The following is a 17046-nucleotide window of genomic DNA, read 5'->3' on the forward strand; positions in this document are numbered from 1 at the left end:
CGACATTCGTGTTCTTTTACGTAAGCCAATGTACTGTATGGGTGCCGCCGTGAATTTGTTCAAACATTTTCGTTAATGATGATAAGAGGTTAACAGCGCTGCTATTCTCAATCGATGGCGGGAAAAAAATGATTTGCAGCATATTCTTAGTCTCGTTTGAAACGGGATAGTGGTTGACGTTGTTTTTGAAATCGCCAAAAATGCCGTTTTCATCAGAGAAAAGCAGTATGTTTTCTTTTTCTCCCAATGAGATCCGGACCGGCTCATGAAGCTTTCCGGCATCATAAATCATAATAGGCAGAGAATATTTTAATGCGAAAAAATCGATTGTGTCATGGGCCGAGTCTTTACTTTCCATGAATTGTTCCTTGGATATCGGGACCAGCATGTCCTCCATTGGGGTTGTTTCTCCCTCAAATGAAGGGTTAAGCTGTTTAAAGAGTTCCTGCCATTCCTTGACGAAGGATTCATCGGATATACCGCCGTCCGCATAGTCGAAAAACAAGGATTCTTGAAACAGGCGGAGTCTGCCTTTCAGCATTTGCGGTGAGGAGCCGACTTCGATATTCTCATAAATGACAGCAGCTGCATGTAAGCCGGCCGCACGTTCAGTAATAACAGAATCAAGTTTGATATTCACTAGCATTCACTCCAGTTACGTGATATCAACCTATTATAAACGCTGTATCGTTTTATCACAAAGAAAGGAGGCTGTGCAAAACATGAACGTTTATCAGCTCAAAGAAGAATTAATTGAATACGCGAAAAGCATTGGCGTGGACAAGATTGGTTTTACGACCGCTGATACTTTTGACAGTTTAAAAGACCGTTTGATTCTTCAAGAATCGCTCGGCTATCTCTCCGGCTTTGAAGAGCCAGATATCGAAAAAAGGGTGACGCCGAAGCTTCTTTTGCCGAAAGCGAAATCTATAGTTGCAATTGCTCTCGCATATCCTTCCAGAATGAAGGATGCGCCGAGAAGCACGAGAACTGAGCGCAGGGGCATTTTTTGCAGAGCTTCCTGGGGAAAAGACTATCATGATGTGTTGAGGGAAAAGCTTGATCTGCTGGAGGAATTTCTAAAAAGCAAGCATGAGGATATCAGAACGAAGTCAATGGTTGATACAGGTGAATTGTCTGATCGCGCCGTTGCGGAACGTGCCGGAATTGGATTCAGTGCGAAAAACTGTATGATCACAACACCCGAGTATGGCTCTTATGTGTATTTGGCGGAAATGATCACAAATATCCCTTTTGAGCCTGATGTGCCGATTGAAGATATGTGCGGGTCCTGCACGAAATGCTTGGATGCCTGTCCGACGGGAGCCCTGGTTAATCCCGGGCAGCTTAATGCGCAGCGCTGCATCTCTTTTCTAACCCAGACAAAAGGATTTTTACCTGATGAATTCCGGACAAAAATCGGAAACCGCCTGTACGGGTGCGATACGTGCCAAACGGTATGCCCTCTCAATAAAGGGAAGGATTTTCATCTTCATCCGGAAATGGAGCCTGATCCTGAGATTGCCAAACCGTTATTGAAGCCGCTTTTGACCATCAGCAATCGGGAATTTAAGGAGAAATTCGGGCATGTCTCAGGTTCTTGGCGCGGGAAAAAACCGATTCAGCGAAACGCCATTCTCGCGCTAGCGCATTTTAAGGATGCTTCCGCACTGCCTGAATTGGCGGAACTGATGCATAAGGATCCGCGTCCTGTCATCAGGGGGACAGCCGCATGGGCAATCGGAAAAATCGGAGACCCCGCATACGCGGAAGAGCTTGAAAAAGCGCTGGAAAAAGAGAAGGATGAAGAGGCAAAGCTGGAAATTGAAAAAGGAATTGAGTTGCTAAAAGCTTCAGGCATGACTAAACAAGGCTTGTCCTGACATACGTATAGAGCAGAAGGAAAAAACACTTGAGATCATCCAAGTGTTTTTTCTCTATAAAAAAGTATGGCGGGTGGGGTGAGCTTGAAGCACATTTTAGAACAATTAGCGGAGGAGCGGCTGGGCTTTCTGGTTAACGGGCATGCTATGAGACAGGAGTCTCAAGTCGGAGACCTTAAAGTCATGGAGCGTAAGAAAAAGCTTCTGGAAAAACGTAAAGTTGACATCATAAAAGCGAAAGCAAAGGCCGTGATTAATCATGTGCGGGTTGAGGATGACGGAACGACCTGCCTTTCGTATACCATCCATTACGAATACGTGTGTAAGGAACAAGATGACAGCTTGTATATAGAAGAGCACATAGAGGAGCGAATGGCTTTCCTGTATGATCACATTTTGATTAGTGATCAGGAAATTGCGAAAAAGCCGGCTGGATTTCATGAAGGGACCAGTATTATTGACTATTCTGAAGCTGAAGAGGAAAGAGAAGCGTTTGGCAGGGCTTTTCAATACGATCGTCTCGGCGCTGTCCAATATGCCGAGAAATTTTGGAACAAGCGCAATCCTGCTTATAAAAATTTCAGCGATAACTGTACAAATTTTATTTCTCAGTGTCTTCATGCAGGAGGCGCGCCGATGCGCGGTCATCCGAACAGGGGATCAGGCTGGTGGATGAAACAAAGCTCATGGAGCTACAGCTGGACGGTGGCTCACTCTATGAAAATGTATTTGTCGAATTCAAAGGCCGGACTGCGTGCGGTGCGGGTGAAATCAGCGGAAGAACTGATGCCGGGCGATGTGATTTGCTATGACTTCGAAGGAGACGGCCGGTTTAATCATACAACGATTGTCGTGGCAAAGGACAAAGGCAATATGCCGCTTGTCAACGCCCAGACCTATGACAGCCGGATGAGGTATTGGTCATATGAGGATTCTACGGCATACACGCCGTCAATACGATATGCCTTTTTTCATATCGTTGATGATACGACAAAAGAGTAATTAATGTTATAATGATGGGCGGATAAGAAAAACAGAGGTGAACATTGTGGCATTACATGTCGTTTTATATCAACCAGAAATTCCCGCTAACACAGGGAATATTGCACGTACTTGTGCAGCAACCAATACAACGCTACACCTGATTCGTCCGCTCGGCTTTTCAACGGATGATAAAATGCTGAAGCGTGCCGGACTCGATTATTGGGAGTTTGTTAACGTTGTGTATCATGATTCGTTAGAAGAATTGTTTGAGGCATATAAAAAAGGCAAGTTTTTCTTTATTACAAAATTTGGCCAGCAGCCTCATACATCATTTGATTACACTGATCTTGACGAGGATTATTTCTTCGTGTTCGGAAGAGAAACAAGCGGTTTGCCAAAGGATTTAATTCAAAATAATATGGACCGCTGCCTGCGTCTTCCGATGACAGAGCACGTCAGATCGTTAAATCTGTCCAATACTGCCGCGATTCTTGTTTATGAAGCGCTGCGCCAGCAAAATTACCGTGATTTAAAATAGTGAAAAAACCCGCTCATCGATGATGGGCGGGTTTTTTTGCGGATGTTGAAATGCTTTGTTTCGTTTTTGGGCTTAACAACGTAACAGTGTTATGTTACAATGTACCCATCAAAGGAGCTGGACTTATGGAAGAACAATTAATCTCTAAAAAAGAATTACTTGAAAGAACATCGATTTCATACGGTCAGCTGTATCGATGGAAGCGGAAAAACTTAATACCTGAGGAATGGTTTATTCGTAAATCCACATTTACAGGGCAAGAGACGTTTTTTCCGAGAGAGGAGATTTTAAAACGTATATCAATGATTCAAAAGATGAAAGAAAATTTGTCTTTGGATGAAATGAGGGAAATGCTGTCGCCGAAAATGAAGGATGTCAGCATGACCGCTGATGAATTGCTTCATAAAGGTTTGGTTTCAAGGCCTGCTCTTGAAGCCTATTCAGAAGACGGAGGAAGTCCGGTTTTTTCATCCAGCGATTTGCTTTCGCTGTTTGTGCTTGAGGGCCTGCTGCAGTCTGGAAATGTCAGCCTTGCAGAAGCAAAAATGGCTGCAGAGGTATTAAAGAAGCATGATACTGAAGAGATTGAAAAACAGACGGAGCTGATTGTGCTCCGCAAGCTCGGTGTCACAACTTGTTTTATAGCGGCTGCGGCGGACAGCATTTTGTTTGAATCATCCGTAAAGGTTGTGGAACGGGTAGATTTATTAAAAGCTTCAGAGGAATTAAAAACAACATTTATGCAGGAGGGCCATCAATGGATGTAGTGGAAAAGCTGGTGATAAACGGATCAGGAAGTTCAAAGGGAGGAACATTTCAATCTGTTGAGATTAATGGCAGCGGGACAGTGGCCGGGGACGTGGAGTGTGACACTTTTTCTTTTAATGGAAACGGAAAAGCCGACGGCAGCGTCAAAGCGAAAGCGGTAACCATCAGCGGTTCAGGAAAGATACATGGAGACGTTGAAGCAGAATCTATCCGGATGAATGGCACTGGTTTTATTCAAGGAGAGGTATCTGCAAAACAATTGAAAATCGCTGGATCATCAACATTTGGCGGCACTGTCAAGGCTGATGGCATTGACATTAGCGGAAAAGCTGTCATGGAAGCAGATTGTGAAACAGAAACCTTTCAATCAGAAGGGAAATGCAAAATCAGCGGGCTTTTAAATGCAGACCAGGTGATCATTAAGCTTTCTGCAGGGGAAAGCTATGTGCGGGAGATCGGCTGCCGCCATCTTCAAGTGACCTGCAGAAAAGGAATGCTGACATTGCTCAGATTAATGCCGCAGCCTGTTCTAACAGCAGAGCTGATCGAAGGTGACGTGATTGAATTGACAAATACAAAGGCGAAAACCGTGCGCGGAAATAAAGTGGTCATCGGCCCGGATTGCCAGATTGAAACCGTCGAATACAGCGGGGACTATACCTGTGATCCAAGCGCGTCGGTTGAAACATCCACAAAGTTGTAAGGAGGATCGTAATGGAGACAACAAAACTGGGAAATTTAAAATTATATGGCGCTGGGCATGCCGCAGGAGGCGCGTATCACAATGTCAGCATCAAAGGAGAAGGTGTAGTTGGAGAAGGGCTGTCTGCTGTAGGCTGCCGCATATACGGAACGGGCCTTTTTCTCGGAAAAGCAGAGACTGAGCGGCTGCGTGTGCTCGGAGAAAGTGAATGTAAAGGCGATCTGACAGCCGGCAAAATCAATATATATGGGACAATGAAAGTCAGCGGCTCACTTCAATTTGATCGATTCAATCTGAAAGGCCAGACTGAAATTGGCGGGAATATGACTGGAGAATCCTGCGATGTGAAAGGGAAGCTTAGCGTAATAGGTGATTGTGAAACAGAAATGTTCCATGTCACAGGCTGTGTTGATGTATCGGGGTTATTAAATTCGGGTGAGATCAAGCTGAGATTGAGCCATGATATAAGCCATGTGCAGGAAATCGGCGGAACAACAATTACAGTGAAAAGACGCGCGAGTTTTTTTAGCCGGAAGAAAGGGAAGCTGATCGCCGATGTCATAGAAGGAGATCGGGTTTATTTGGAGAATACCGAAGCGGCAGTTGTCAGGGGAAAAGAAGTGATCATCGGGCCGGGATGCAGCATCGGAACGATTGAGTACGAAAACAAATGTGAATGCGATCCGCATTCACAGATTAAAGAAAAAACAAAACTGTAAAACATTGTTCTGTTATACAAAAAGGTGCTCTTTCAGGAGCACCCTTTTTTATTCTTTTCCAGGCTTGCTATCGTATCCTGCGGTAAAAATTGATACTAAAAAAGTGACAATGACACCCATCATGATGATTGTTTTCACCGTCTCTCCCCCTCTTCAATTTTTCCGTGCTGTCCGAGTCTGGATGATTCTGTATTTTTCTTTATTATGAACGGTCGCTGTCTGCCTTGTCAACGATGTATAAGTATCTTTATTTTTAAGAAACCAAAGCATGTATCACGAGATGGCGGCATAGATTGTATCAAAGTACCTTATTTGCATAGTGTATCAAACATGATAGAGGAGGTCCTTATGGATATATTAAAGAAAATTGAACAGTACAGAGAGGAAGAGCAGCGGCTGAAATGGGAAGGAACTTTCGCCGATTATTTGGAGATTATTAAAGAAAATCCGATGGTCGCGCAATCTGCTCATTCTCGAGTTTTTAATATGATAAAAGACAGCGGGATAGAGGAGATTGACGGACGCAAGAAGTACAGTTTTTTTGACCGCGAGCTGTTCGGGCTTGAAGAATCTCTGGAGCGTCTTGTGGAAGAGTATTTTCATCCGGCTGCCAAACGTCTAGATGTCAGAAAGCGGATTTTATTGCTGATGGGGCCTGTGAGCGGCGGTAAATCCACGCTGGTCACAATGCTTAAAAAAGGTCTCGAAGCGTACACGCTGACAGATAATGGCGCTGTATATGCGATTAAAGGCTGCCCGATGCACGAGGACCCTCTACATTTAATCCCCCATCATTTACGCGATGACTTTTACAGGGAATACGGCATTAGAATAGAAGGAAGTCTTTCTCCTTTAAATGTCATGAGGCTGGAGGAAGAGTACGGAGGAAGAATTGAGGATGTGAAGGTGGAGCGCATCTTCTTTTCAGAAGATAAGCGTACGGGAATTGGAACATTCAGTCCCTCTGATCCGAAATCTCAGGATATTGCCGATTTGACGGGGAGTATTGATTTCTCAACAATCGCCGAGTACGGTTCAGAATCAGATCCGCGTGCTTACCGGTTTGACGGAGAGCTGAATAAAGCGAACCGCGGGATGATGGAGTTTCAGGAGATGCTGAAATGTGATGAGAAATTTCTCTGGCATTTGCTTTCCTTGACACAGGAAGGGAATTTTAAAGCTGGGCGGTTTGCGTTAATTTCTGCTGATGAGCTGATCGTGGCTCACACGAATGAAACGGAGTATCGCTCATTTATTTCTAATAAAAAGAATGAAGCCCTGCACTCAAGAATCATCGTGATGCCGGTTCCTTATAATTTAAAAGTGTCTGAGGAAGAGAGAATTTATGAAAAAATGATCGCAGAAAGCGATGTGGCGGATGTTCATATTGCCCCGCATACGTTGAAGGTCGCCGCGATGTTCTCAATCCTTACCCGGTTAAAAGAGCCGAAGCGGTCGGATATTGATCTGGTCAAGAAAATGAGACTGTATGATGGAGAAAGTGTGGAAGGATATAATTCTGTCGACGTTGAGGATATGAAAAAAGAATATAATGATGAAGGCATGAGCGGAATTGATCCGCGGTACGTGATCAACCGGATTTCTTCAACGATTATCAGAAAAAATATGGAATCGATTAATTCTCTCGATGTCCTTCGTTCCTTAAAAGAAGGTCTTGATCAGCACCCATCAATTTCAAGCGAGGACAGAGAGCGGTATTTGAATTTTATTTCTGCCGCTCGCAAGGAATATGACGACATTGCGAAAAAGGAAGTTCAAAAAGCGTTTGTGTATTCGTATGAAGAATCAGCAAAAACACTTATGGACAATTACCTCGATAACGTAGAGGCTTATTGCAATAAAAATAAGCTTCGTGATCCTTTGACAGGAGAGGAAATGAACCCTGACGAAAAGCTGATGAGATCCATCGAAGAGCAGATCGGCATTTCGGAAAACGCCAAAAAAGCGTTCCGCGAAGAAATTTTAATCCGCATCTCGGCCTATGCGAGAAAAGGCAAGCGGTTTGATTACAATTCCCATGAAAGACTGCGTGAAGCTATTCAGAAAAAGCTGTTTGCTGATCTGAAGGATGTCGTTAAAATTACGACCTCAACAAAAACGCCGGATGAGCAGCAGCTGAAAAAGGTAAATGAAGTCGTGGCCCGTTTAATTGATGAGCACGGCTACAACTCGACGAGCGCCAATGAGCTGCTGAAATATGTCGGCAGCCTGCTGAACCGATAAGCAACGTGACCCGTCCGAATAGGGCGGGTTATTTTGTCCCATTTTCTAAATAGTTTGTCAATTAAACGTGCATATGTGCATATGATGAATATAAATCTTTTCAAAAGACTTGTTTCATAATCTGGCACAAGCCGGAATACGTATGTATCACGACCACAAATGGTTAAGGAGGGGAATTCATGTCCCAAAATGACAGCGGCCATTTTTTGATTTCTGAGGAAAACTGGTCCCTCCATCGCAAAGGCTTCGATGACCAGCAGCGCCACCAGAAAAAAGTGCAGGAAGCGATCAAAAACAATCTTCCGGACCTCGTAACTGAGGAAAGCATTATTATGTCTAATGGAAAAGATGTAGTGAAGATCCCAATCCGTTCACTTGATGAGTATAAAATCCGTTATAACTATGATAAAAATAAACATGTAGGGCAAGGAGACGGCGAGAGCCAGGTTGGAGATGTTGTGGCCCGGGATGGATCAGACAAAAAACAAGGGCCTGGAAAAGGGCAGGGTGCCGGTGATCAGGCAGGCGAGGATTATTATGAAGCGGAAGTTTCATTAATGGATTTAGAAGAAGCGCTTTTTAAAGAATTAGAGCTTCCGAATCTCCAGCAAAAAGAGCGGGACAATATCATTCATACAGATATCGAGTTTAATGATATCCGTAAAACAGGGTTAACCGGTAATATTGATAAGAAAAGAACGATGATGTCAGCCTTTAAACGAAACGCAATGTCAGGAAAACCGTCGTTCTACCCAATTTATCCGGAGGACCTGAAATATAAGACGTGGAATGACATCACAAAGCCCGAATCAAAAGCCGTCGTTTTAGCCATGATGGATACAAGCGGCAGTATGGGGGTTTGGGAAAAATACATGGCCAGAAGCTTCTTTTTCTGGATGACCCGTTTTTTGCGGACAAAATACGAGACTGTGGAAATTGAATTTATTGCCCATCATACAGAAGCAAGAGTGGTCTCGGAGGAGGATTTTTTCTCAAAGGGAGAAAGCGGCGGAACCATTTGTTCTTCCGTATATCGGAAGTCGCTTGAGCTTATTGATGAAAAGTACAATCCCGCCCGCTATAACATTTATCCGTTTCATTTTTCTGACGGTGACAACCTGACATCTGATAACGCGCGCTGTGTGAAGCTGGTCAATGATATTATGAAGAAGGCCAATCTGTTTTGCTACGGCGAGGTCAATCAGTACAACAGGCATTCAACGTTAATGTCTGCATATAAAAATGTAAAAGATGAGAAATTTAAGTACTATATTTTAAAACAGAAATCTGATGTTTTTCAGGCTCTAAAGAACTTTTTCAGAAATGAAGAGTCTGGTGTAAGCCATCAATTTTCGTAATGAAAAGCCCATTTCAGGGCTTTTTTTTATTTAATAAAAGCAAGAAAACGCTTGCGAAAAAAATACGGGAGAAAAAGAAATTTTTCCTTTGACAAATCTTCTTTCATTTATTAATATTTTATCTTGTGAACTATTATTGAGGAATGAGGTGAAAAGGAGTTGACTGAATCAGAACGTGCTTTGCTCACTTTTGAACAGCTCTTCGATACGTCTCGGGCGATATATAAAAAACAGAAGAAGATATTGGAGATTGTGCTTGAGCCTTTTGATATTACAGTCCTTCAATATTTGCTGATGTTTAAAATTCATCAAAGCGGAAGCACCCCGCTAAGCAAGCTGGCAATGTCGCTTGATCTTAAGCCTGCTTCTGTGACGCGGATGACAGATATTCTGTATAAGCGCCAATTGATGAATCGATATGACAGTCCGGATGACCGCCGTATCGTCATGATTCAGTTAACCGAAGAGGGGGAAGAACTGATAGAAAAAGCCGCTGTGCAATATGCAAAAATGGGTGCCGGCTTGTACCAAAAGCTTGATACCTCCCAGCTGCAGTATTTGCGCAAACTAGCCGGAAGCTTAACGAAGCTTGCTGAAGGCTGTTCAGAAAAAAGCGGTAATTAAAAACTTCTCACATATTTTCACCAGCTTTCCGCAAAATGATAGAGGATGAAACGAAAGGAGAAAACAAAATGAACAGAGGACGTTTAATTCTGACCAACATTATCGGTTTGATTGTTGTTCTTGCAATTATAGCTGGAGGTGCTTACTACTATTATCAAAGCACAAACTACGTAAAAACAGATGAAGCAAAAGTAGCGGGCGATATGGCTGCTATTACTGCTCCAGCAGCAGGTAAAGTATCTGACTGGGATCTGGACGAAGGAAAAACAGTGAAAAAAGGCGACACAGTTGCAAAAATCAAAGGCGAACAAACTGTTGACGTAAAATCCATTATGGATGGAACAATTGTGAAAAACGAAGTGAAAAACGGACAAACCGTACAAGCTGGTACAACAATTGCACAAACGATTGACATGGACAACCTATACATCACAGCAAATATTAAAGAAACAGATATTGCGGATATTGAAGTAGGAAATAGTGTAGACGTAGTAGTTGACGGAGACCCTGATACTACATTTGACGGTACTGTAGAAGAAATTGGCTATGCGACTAACTCAACTTTTGATATGCTTCCTTCTACAAATTCAAGCGGAAACTACACAAAAGTAACACAAAAAATTCCTGTGAAAATTTCAATCAAAAACCCATCTGATAAGGTGCTTCCTGGAATGAATGCATCTGTTAAAATTTCTGAGTAAAACAGATCAGTCATCAAACCATGAAAGGAGGTTGTCTTAGATGGCTACAGGCAAAGAAAAAAATACAAAAAGCCCTATGACATTGCTGATTGTGCTAATGGCGGGTTTATTTTTGGCAATACTAAACCAAACACTGCTTAACGTCGCAATGCCGCACTTAATGACTGAATTTGGCGTAAGTGCAACCACGATTCAATGGCTGACAACAGGTTACATGCTTGTTAACGGTGTATTGATTCCGTTATCTGCTTTCCTGATTACTCGATTTGGCCAACGGAGTCTCTTTCTCGTCGCGATGTTTTGTTTTACGCTCGGTACGTTAGTCTGCGGTATCGCACCTAACTTCTCTACAATGCTGATCGGCCGTTTGATTCAGGCCGTGGGCGGAGGTATCTTGCAGCCGCTCGTTATGACAACCATTCTGTTAATTTTCCCACCTGAAAGCAGGGGGAAAGGAATGGGGATTTTCGGGCTAGCGATGATGTTTGCTCCAGCGGTCGGCCCGACTCTTTCCGGGTGGATTATTGAGCATTATACATGGCGCATTATGTTTTACGGACTTGTGCCGGTCGGCGCAATTGTTATCATCGTGGCTTTCTTCATTTTTAAGAATTTGGTAGAGCCGCAAAAAATCAAACTCGATACACTGGGAGCGATCCTCTCGATTGTCGGATTCGCCTCCTTATTATACGGAGTCAGTGAAGCCGGGTCTGACGGCTGGACCGACCCGATTGTATTGTCTACAGTTATTATCGGAGCCATTGCAATTGTTGCTTTTGTTGTTCAGCAATTGCGTCATGATGATCCGATGCTTGATTTCAGAGTGTTTAAATATGACATTTTCTCACTCTCGAGTGTCATTAATATCATTATAACAGTGGCACTTTACACTGGTATGTTCCTTTTACCGATCTATCTGCAAAACCTGGTCGGCTTTACGGCGCTTCAATCCGGTCTGCTTCTGCTTCCGGGTGCGATCGTTATGCTGATTATGTCACCGATCTCAGGTATTTTGTTCGATAAATTCGGACCGAGACCGCTTGCGATTATCGGGCTTCTCGTGACAGTGGTAACAACATATCAATACACGCAATTGACAATTGATACACCATATACACACATCATGCTGATCTATTCAATTCGTGCATTTGGTATGTCTCTCTTAATGATGCCAGTCATGACAGCCGGGATGAACCAGCTTCCTGCCCGTCTGAACAGCCACGGAACGGCGATGAGCAACACGCTTCGCCAAATCAGCGGATCAATCGGAACAAGTTTAATTACGACGATTTATACAAACCGGACGACATTCCATTATTCACAAATTGCAGATAAAACAAGCACGGCGGACCCGAACTTCCTCCATGCGTTCCAAAATGCAGTTTCGAATTTAATGGTGAATATGAATGTGTCTTATGATACGGCGAAAACATATGTGTACTCACATATTTATAAACACGCGTCACTCGATTCCAATGTCATGGGGATAAATGATGCCTTTATGTGGGCAACCTTATTCTGTGTAGCAGGTTTGATTTTAAGTATCTTCCTGCGTGACGTCAGAAAAGATAAATTGCGTAAGAAGAAAAAAGAGGAGCTTTCATTACTTCCTGCTCCAAAAGAAGCTAAGGAATCTTAATCTGTACAGGGAGGTTTCCTGAATGAAAATTTATGTAGTGTATGATAGTGAAGGCGAACATACTAAAGTGCTTGCAGAAGCAATTGCTGAAGGCGCGCGAGAAAACGACGCGGCTGAAGTGTTCATCGACCATGTAGATCAGGCTGATATCCGCAAGCTTAAAGATATGGATGCGATTATTTGGGGATGCCCAGGGCATTTCGGAACAATCAGCTCCGGTCTTAAAACTTGGATCGACAGACTTGGCTACTTGTGGGCTGAAGGCGAGCTGATCAACAAAGTCGGTGCTGTCTTCTGCACAACGGCAACAACACACGGCGGCTTGGAAATGACAATGCACAATTTAATCACGCCGATGTTCCACCAAGGCATGATTGTTGTCGGACTGCCTGGCAACGTGCCTGAAAACGCACTTTATGGCTCTTATTACGGAGCAGGTGTCACTTGTCCGGTAGACAGTGATGAGTTAATGTCTGAGGAAGGTATTCAGCTTGGACGCGCGTTGGGAAGACGTGTCAGCCAAGTCACAGGAAACCTAACAGCAGGACAGTAAGGAGAGGTTGAAATGGCCATTATTATAGCAATAATTGCTGCTGTCATTGTCATTGCGGCCCTTATTACATTTAACGTCCGCAACGCCTCACCTGGACCTGAGAAGCAAGAAGCAACCGATAGAATCGCACCTCCAGAAGAGGAAAAAAACGAAGCGCATTACCCTGCTGAAGCAAGGGATGCCGAGCATACGCCATCCGTTGTCAAAAACGATTCTCCAAAAGAGAAGCGTGACACAATGGGTGATGATATTTACAGGCAGGCGCTGCAAAAGTTTAAGCATTCTGATGAAGTTCATGCAGAAGAAGAGGTCACTGAGGAAAGTGACAAAATGCAGGACCGCAGCTATCGTGATGCGCTGCTCTCTATGAAAAATAAGAAAAAGTAATGAAAAAGGCAAATCCGTTTACTCATGCGGGTTTGCCTTTTTTGCTGTTTCCATCAATTATGTTTTTATCAAATAAATCCATGGAATATGTTGTATTCCACCTTGATCTAGTGTACTATGTTACTCATACACCGAGGATTTTTTCCGGGAGGTAAAGACATGAATTCTTTTTTAGGTTTATTAAAGAAAGATATCAAGCTTTCAAGAATGTGGCTGCTAGTATGGATATGCGGAATCATTTTCTTATTGGGAACAGGCCATATTATAGCTTCTCGCACGAAAGAACCTCTAGTCATTTTTGGTTTTTTTGTTGCAGTTGCTTTTTTTCTGCTTTTCTTATCTCCTGTTTTTGTGTTTTATCACCTTCGCAAGGAAGGGAAATCACAGCTTTGGCTGTACAATCCAAATGGCGGCTTATGGCTGTTTTCTTCTAAATTGGCAGCATCTTTGCTCTATCAATTTGTGATTCAGTTGGCATTAACAGCCTATGGCATATGGATGTATCATATGCTCTCTGTAAAAAATCTGCTGGAGCATCAAGTTGATATAACGAGTACAGTGGCTTTGCTGAATATGTATGGGCTTATTTCTTCGTTAGATATGTCAGTAACAGTCATTGTATTTTGGACTGTTTTTCACTCTCTCAGAAATTGGCGCGGAATGCGGTGGGCTGCGATGGTTCTGTTGGTTGCAGTGTGGTTATTCTTCGATGAATACATCATAAGCCCTTTGGTTGAATCTCAAAAGCATTTCTGGCCTGTAACAGTCTATTGCAATTTTGATTTCCACTTCCACAATGTTTGGAGATTGGAACTAAAACCTATCCATCTGTCTGTGCTAGGGTTTCCTATTGCTATAGTCATCACGTTCTTGCTGCTCATCATGGCTTCAAAACTGCTTGATCGTAAAGTAGAGGTGTAAATATGGACAATCAATTCCAATCCTCGAAACCGATTTATCTGCAGATCGCTGATCAGATCTTTTATAGGCTGGTCAGGAAGGAGCTGCTCCCAGGAGACAAGCTTCCTTCAGTAAGAGAAATGGCGATTCAAACTAAGGTAAATCCCAATACAATTCAAAGAACGTACAGTGAGATGGAAAGGCTGGGTATTGTGGAGACAAGAAGAGGTCAAGGGACGTTTATTGCGGAAAAAGCAGAAATCGTAGACGAGCTGAAAGACAAGCTGACACGAGAGGTGCTGGAAGGCTTTGTCAAGCAAATGAAAGAGCTAGGGCTAACGAAAGAGGAAATGTTAGAAGGGATTAAAACATTCACAGAGGGAGGCTAAAATGGAAATCAAGCTAGAACATGTATCAAAAAAATACGGCCGCCATACGGCCGTCAATGATGTGTCAATCACCCTATCATCCGGACGGATTTATGGCCTGATCGGACCGAACGGCAGCGGCAAGTCAACGACCCTGAAAATGATGGCTGGCCTTCTGTTTCCGACTTCAGGATTTGTGAAAGTTGATGAAGAGCAGGTTACGAGAGAAATGGTGCGTCAAACGGCTTATCTTACTGAGCTTGATATGTTTTATCCGCATTTCACTGTTAAAGATATGGTGAATTTTTATCAGTCGCAGTTTCCTGATTTTCAAACAGAACAGGCTTATAAGCTATTGAATGAGATGCAGCTGAATCCGGAAAAAAAGATCAAAAAGCTATCAAAAGGAAATCGGGGCCGGCTGAAAATCGTTCTTGCTTTAGCGAGACGGGCAGACGTCATCTTGCTTGATGAACCTTTTTCCGGGCTTGATCCGATGGTCAGGGATTCCATCGTAAACAGCCTTGTGTCGTACATTGATTTTGAGCAGCAGATTGTCGTGATCGCGACACATGAAATTGATGAAATTGAGACTTTGTTAGACGAAGTAATCATCCTCGCCAATGGAGAAAAAGTTGCGCAGCGTGAAGTAGAAGATATTCGTGAACAGGAAGGCATGTCTGTGTTGCAATGGTTTAAATCAAAAATGGAAGTTTGCTAGAAAAGAGGAGGAATATGATGAAAACAGTGTTGGAATTGAAAAACGTGACTAAAAACATCAGAGGCCGAACGATCATTGATGATCTCAGTTTTACGATTCGTGAAGGCGAGGTATTCGGTTTTTTGGGACCAAACGGAGCGGGGAAAACGACAACCATCCGGATGATGGTGGGGTTAATGAAGCTGTCGAAAGGTGATGTCCTCATTTGCGGCCAATCAATTACGAAAGAATATGCCAAGGCAATTAAGCATATTGGAGCAATCGTTGAGAATCCCGAGCTGTATAAATTTTTGAGCGGATATAAAAATCTCCAGCAATACGCAAGGATGGTCAAGGGTGTCACGAAGGAAAAAATTGATGAAGTTGTTGAACTGGTCGGTTTAACAGACAGAATCCACGACAAGGTGAAAACATATTCTCTGGGGATGAGACAGCGTCTTGGCTTGGCACAATGCCTTCTCCACGATCCGAAAGTGCTGATTTTGGATGAACCGACAAACGGCCTTGATCCGGCGGGGATCAGAGAAATCAGAGATCATTTAAAGAAGCTGACCCGAGAAAGAGGAATGGCTGTCATCGTTTCAAGCCACCTGCTGTCAGAAATGGAACTGATGTGTGATCGAATTGCGATTCTGCAAAAAGGAAAGCTGATCGATATTCAAAATGTAAAAGATGAAAACATTGATGAGAACGATACATATTTCTTCCAGGTTGAGCAGCCGAATGAAGCCGCTGCTGTTTTAAATCAGTACGATTTGCTGAGTAAGACAAATGGTGTAGAAATCAAACTGGCTAAAGACGAAGTTCCTGCGGTTATTGAATTGCTGGTGATGCAGCAAATCCGTATTTATGAGGTCAAGGTCATAACAAAATCATTAGAGGACCGTTTCTTAGAAATGACAGGTGAAACAAAAGAGGAGGTTCAACATGCTTAATTTGATTTATAATGAGTGGCTCAAAATTTTCAGCCGTGCCGGAACATGGGTGATGATCGGAATTCTAGGGCTGACAATGGTTGGATTTGCATTTTTGGCGAATCATTTTTCTGCTGGTGAATCAAATTCCCATTGGAAACAAGAACTTCAAGCACAAAACGCCGAATTAAAGAAAGAAATCAAAGAAGATCCTTCACTGAAAGATGGGTATAAAGAAACAATCACACTCAACGACTATCGCATCGAGCATAATATCCCTAGTGACACGGGCTATACGGTATGGTCTTATGTAACGGATTCAGCAAACTTTACCATCCTTACCGGTCTGTTTACTATTATCATCGCGGCCGGAATTGTCGCGAACGAATTTAATTGGGGAACGATTAAGCTATTAATGATTCGGCCGCTCAGCCGTTTTCAAATTTTGATGTCCAAATATATTACAGTTCTCCTGTTTGGGCTCCTGTTGCTGTTGATTTTATTTATCGGTTCTACTTTATTAGGGTTGATCTTCTTCGGGACGGGTGGTGAAACCGCCGCGAATATTCATTTAATCTATAAGGATGGCCATGTCATTGAGCAAAACATGATGGGGCATTTGGCCACAACGTATCTTTCTGAATCCGTCTCGGCTTTAATGGTGGCGACGATGGCATTTATGCTGTCTGCGGTATTCAGAAACAGCTCTCTTGCGGTTGGTTTTTCCATCTTCTTATTGGTTGCCGGTACGACTGCAACTGCATTTATTGCAGCGAAATTTGACTGGGCAAAGTATATATTGTTTGCTAATGTCGACTTGACTCAGTATGTGGATGGCACACCGTTAATAAAAGGGATGACTATGACGTTTTCTATCGTCATGCTGGCGATCTACTTTATCATCTTCTTGTTGCTTGCTTTCGGAATCTTCATGAAGCGGGATATTGCAAACTAATAAAGAAAGCTGTTTTGCATAAGCAAAACAGCTTTTTTGTCAAAATAAAAACTGCAGGTTTGCACCTGCAGTTTTTCATATCAATTT

At 43.0% G+C, this 17046-nt stretch carries 20 protein-coding genes; 19 read left to right on the forward strand and 1 reads right to left on the reverse strand.

From position 1 onward, the window contains the following. Positions 1-16: 16 nt before the first annotated feature. A complete protein-coding gene (locus NYE20_RS04915) occupies positions 17-640 on the reverse strand; it encodes a B3/4 domain-containing protein (RefSeq protein WP_212082849.1) in 624 nt (207 codons plus the stop codon). Positions 641-722: 82 nt separating this feature from the next. On the opposite strand from NYE20_RS04915, the gene queG reads away from it, so the two are divergent. The 19 genes from queG (at position 723) to NYE20_RS05010 (ending at position 16959) form a co-directional block, all read left to right on the forward strand. Further along, positions 723-1883, forward strand: coding sequence for a tRNA epoxyqueuosine(34) reductase QueG (gene queG, locus NYE20_RS04920; protein ID WP_339184664.1), 1161 nt, complete (start codon positions 723-725; stop codon positions 1881-1883). Positions 1884-1949: 66 nt separating this feature from the next. Further along, positions 1950-2885, forward strand: a complete 936-nt coding sequence (locus NYE20_RS04925) for an amidase domain-containing protein (RefSeq protein ID WP_015252502.1) — start codon at positions 1950-1952, stop codon at positions 2883-2885. Positions 2886-2922: 37 nt separating this feature from the next. Then, a complete protein-coding gene (gene trmL / locus NYE20_RS04930; RefSeq protein WP_010886453.1) occupies positions 2923-3405 on the forward strand; it encodes a tRNA (uridine(34)/cytosine(34)/5-carboxymethylaminomethyluridine(34)-2'-O)-methyltransferase TrmL in 483 nt (160 codons plus the stop codon). A gap of 125 nt (positions 3406-3530) precedes the next feature. Next, the gene (locus NYE20_RS04935) at positions 3531-4172 is read left to right on the forward strand and encodes a YhbD family protein (protein ID WP_003245603.1); all 642 of its coding nucleotides are present in this window, start codon (positions 3531-3533) and stop codon (positions 4170-4172) included. Further along, entirely contained in the window at positions 4163-4876 is a 714-nt protein-coding gene (locus NYE20_RS04940; protein WP_021479697.1) for a polymer-forming cytoskeletal protein, read from the forward strand. Before NYE20_RS04935 ends, NYE20_RS04940 begins: the two co-directional genes overlap by 10 nt. Positions 4877-4887: 11 nt before the next feature. Beyond that, the gene (locus NYE20_RS04945; protein WP_032725262.1) at positions 4888-5595 is read left to right on the forward strand and encodes a hypothetical protein; all 708 of its coding nucleotides are present in this window, start codon (positions 4888-4890) and stop codon (positions 5593-5595) included. A gap of 348 nt (positions 5596-5943) precedes the next feature. Further along, a complete protein-coding gene (gene prkA / locus NYE20_RS04950) occupies positions 5944-7839 on the forward strand; it encodes a serine/threonine protein kinase PrkA (RefSeq protein ID WP_003239626.1) in 1896 nt (631 codons plus the stop codon). Between the two features lie 179 nt (positions 7840-8018). Next, positions 8019-9197 (forward strand): sporulation protein YhbH, encoded by a 1179-nt coding sequence (gene yhbH, locus NYE20_RS04955; RefSeq protein WP_003233432.1) that lies wholly within the window; start codon positions 8019-8021, stop codon positions 9195-9197. Positions 9198-9356: 159 nt separating this feature from the next. Next, positions 9357-9821 carry a MarR family transcriptional regulator gene (locus NYE20_RS04960; RefSeq protein WP_003233431.1) on the forward strand — a complete coding sequence of 155 codons (465 nt, stop codon included), beginning with the start codon at positions 9357-9359 and terminating at the stop codon, positions 9819-9821. Positions 9822-9856: 35 nt separating this feature from the next. Beyond that, positions 9857-10522 carry an HlyD family efflux transporter periplasmic adaptor subunit gene (locus tag NYE20_RS04965; protein WP_014476241.1) on the forward strand — a complete coding sequence of 222 codons (666 nt, stop codon included), beginning with the start codon at positions 9857-9859 and terminating at the stop codon, positions 10520-10522. Positions 10523-10562: 40 nt separating this feature from the next. Then, a complete protein-coding gene (locus NYE20_RS04970; protein WP_032725263.1) occupies positions 10563-12161 on the forward strand; it encodes an MFS transporter in 1599 nt (532 codons plus the stop codon). A 22-nt stretch (positions 12162-12183) separates the two neighbouring features. Next, on the forward strand, positions 12184-12714 hold the full coding sequence (locus NYE20_RS04975) for an NAD(P)H-dependent oxidoreductase (RefSeq protein WP_003233428.1): 531 nt from the start codon (positions 12184-12186) through the stop codon (positions 12712-12714). Between the two features lie 12 nt (positions 12715-12726). Next, positions 12727-13101 carry a hypothetical protein gene (locus NYE20_RS04980; RefSeq protein WP_339184670.1) on the forward strand — a complete coding sequence of 125 codons (375 nt, stop codon included), beginning with the start codon at positions 12727-12729 and terminating at the stop codon, positions 13099-13101. Beyond that, entirely contained in the window at positions 13101-13256 is a 156-nt protein-coding gene (locus NYE20_RS04985) for a hypothetical protein (protein WP_003233426.1), read from the forward strand. Before NYE20_RS04980 ends, NYE20_RS04985 begins: the two co-directional genes overlap by 1 nt. Before the next feature lie 4 nt (positions 13257-13260). Beyond that, positions 13261-14022, forward strand: coding sequence for a hypothetical protein (locus NYE20_RS04990; RefSeq protein ID WP_038829220.1), 762 nt, complete (start codon positions 13261-13263; stop codon positions 14020-14022). Between the two features lie 2 nt (positions 14023-14024). Beyond that, a complete protein-coding gene (locus NYE20_RS04995; RefSeq protein WP_003233424.1) occupies positions 14025-14390 on the forward strand; it encodes a GntR family transcriptional regulator in 366 nt (121 codons plus the stop codon). Between the two features lies 1 nt (position 14391). Next, positions 14392-15090: an ABC transporter ATP-binding protein gene (locus tag NYE20_RS05000; RefSeq protein WP_015252494.1), complete on the forward strand. Its 699-nt coding sequence runs from the start codon at positions 14392-14394 to the stop codon at positions 15088-15090. A 17-nt stretch (positions 15091-15107) separates the two neighbouring features. Next, positions 15108-16025, forward strand: coding sequence for an ABC transporter ATP-binding protein (locus tag NYE20_RS05005; protein WP_021479692.1), 918 nt, complete (start codon positions 15108-15110; stop codon positions 16023-16025). Then, a complete protein-coding gene (locus NYE20_RS05010) occupies positions 16018-16959 on the forward strand; it encodes an ABC transporter permease (RefSeq protein ID WP_024572924.1) in 942 nt (313 codons plus the stop codon). Before NYE20_RS05005 ends, NYE20_RS05010 begins: the two co-directional genes overlap by 8 nt. The last annotated feature ends 87 nt before the right edge of the window (positions 16960-17046 follow it).

Origin of the sequence: Bacillus sp. FSL R5-0416 (genome assembly GCF_037975425.1) — a bacterium.
In the GTDB taxonomy this organism is placed as follows: Bacteria; Bacillota; Bacilli; order Bacillales; family Bacillaceae; genus Bacillus; species Bacillus subtilis.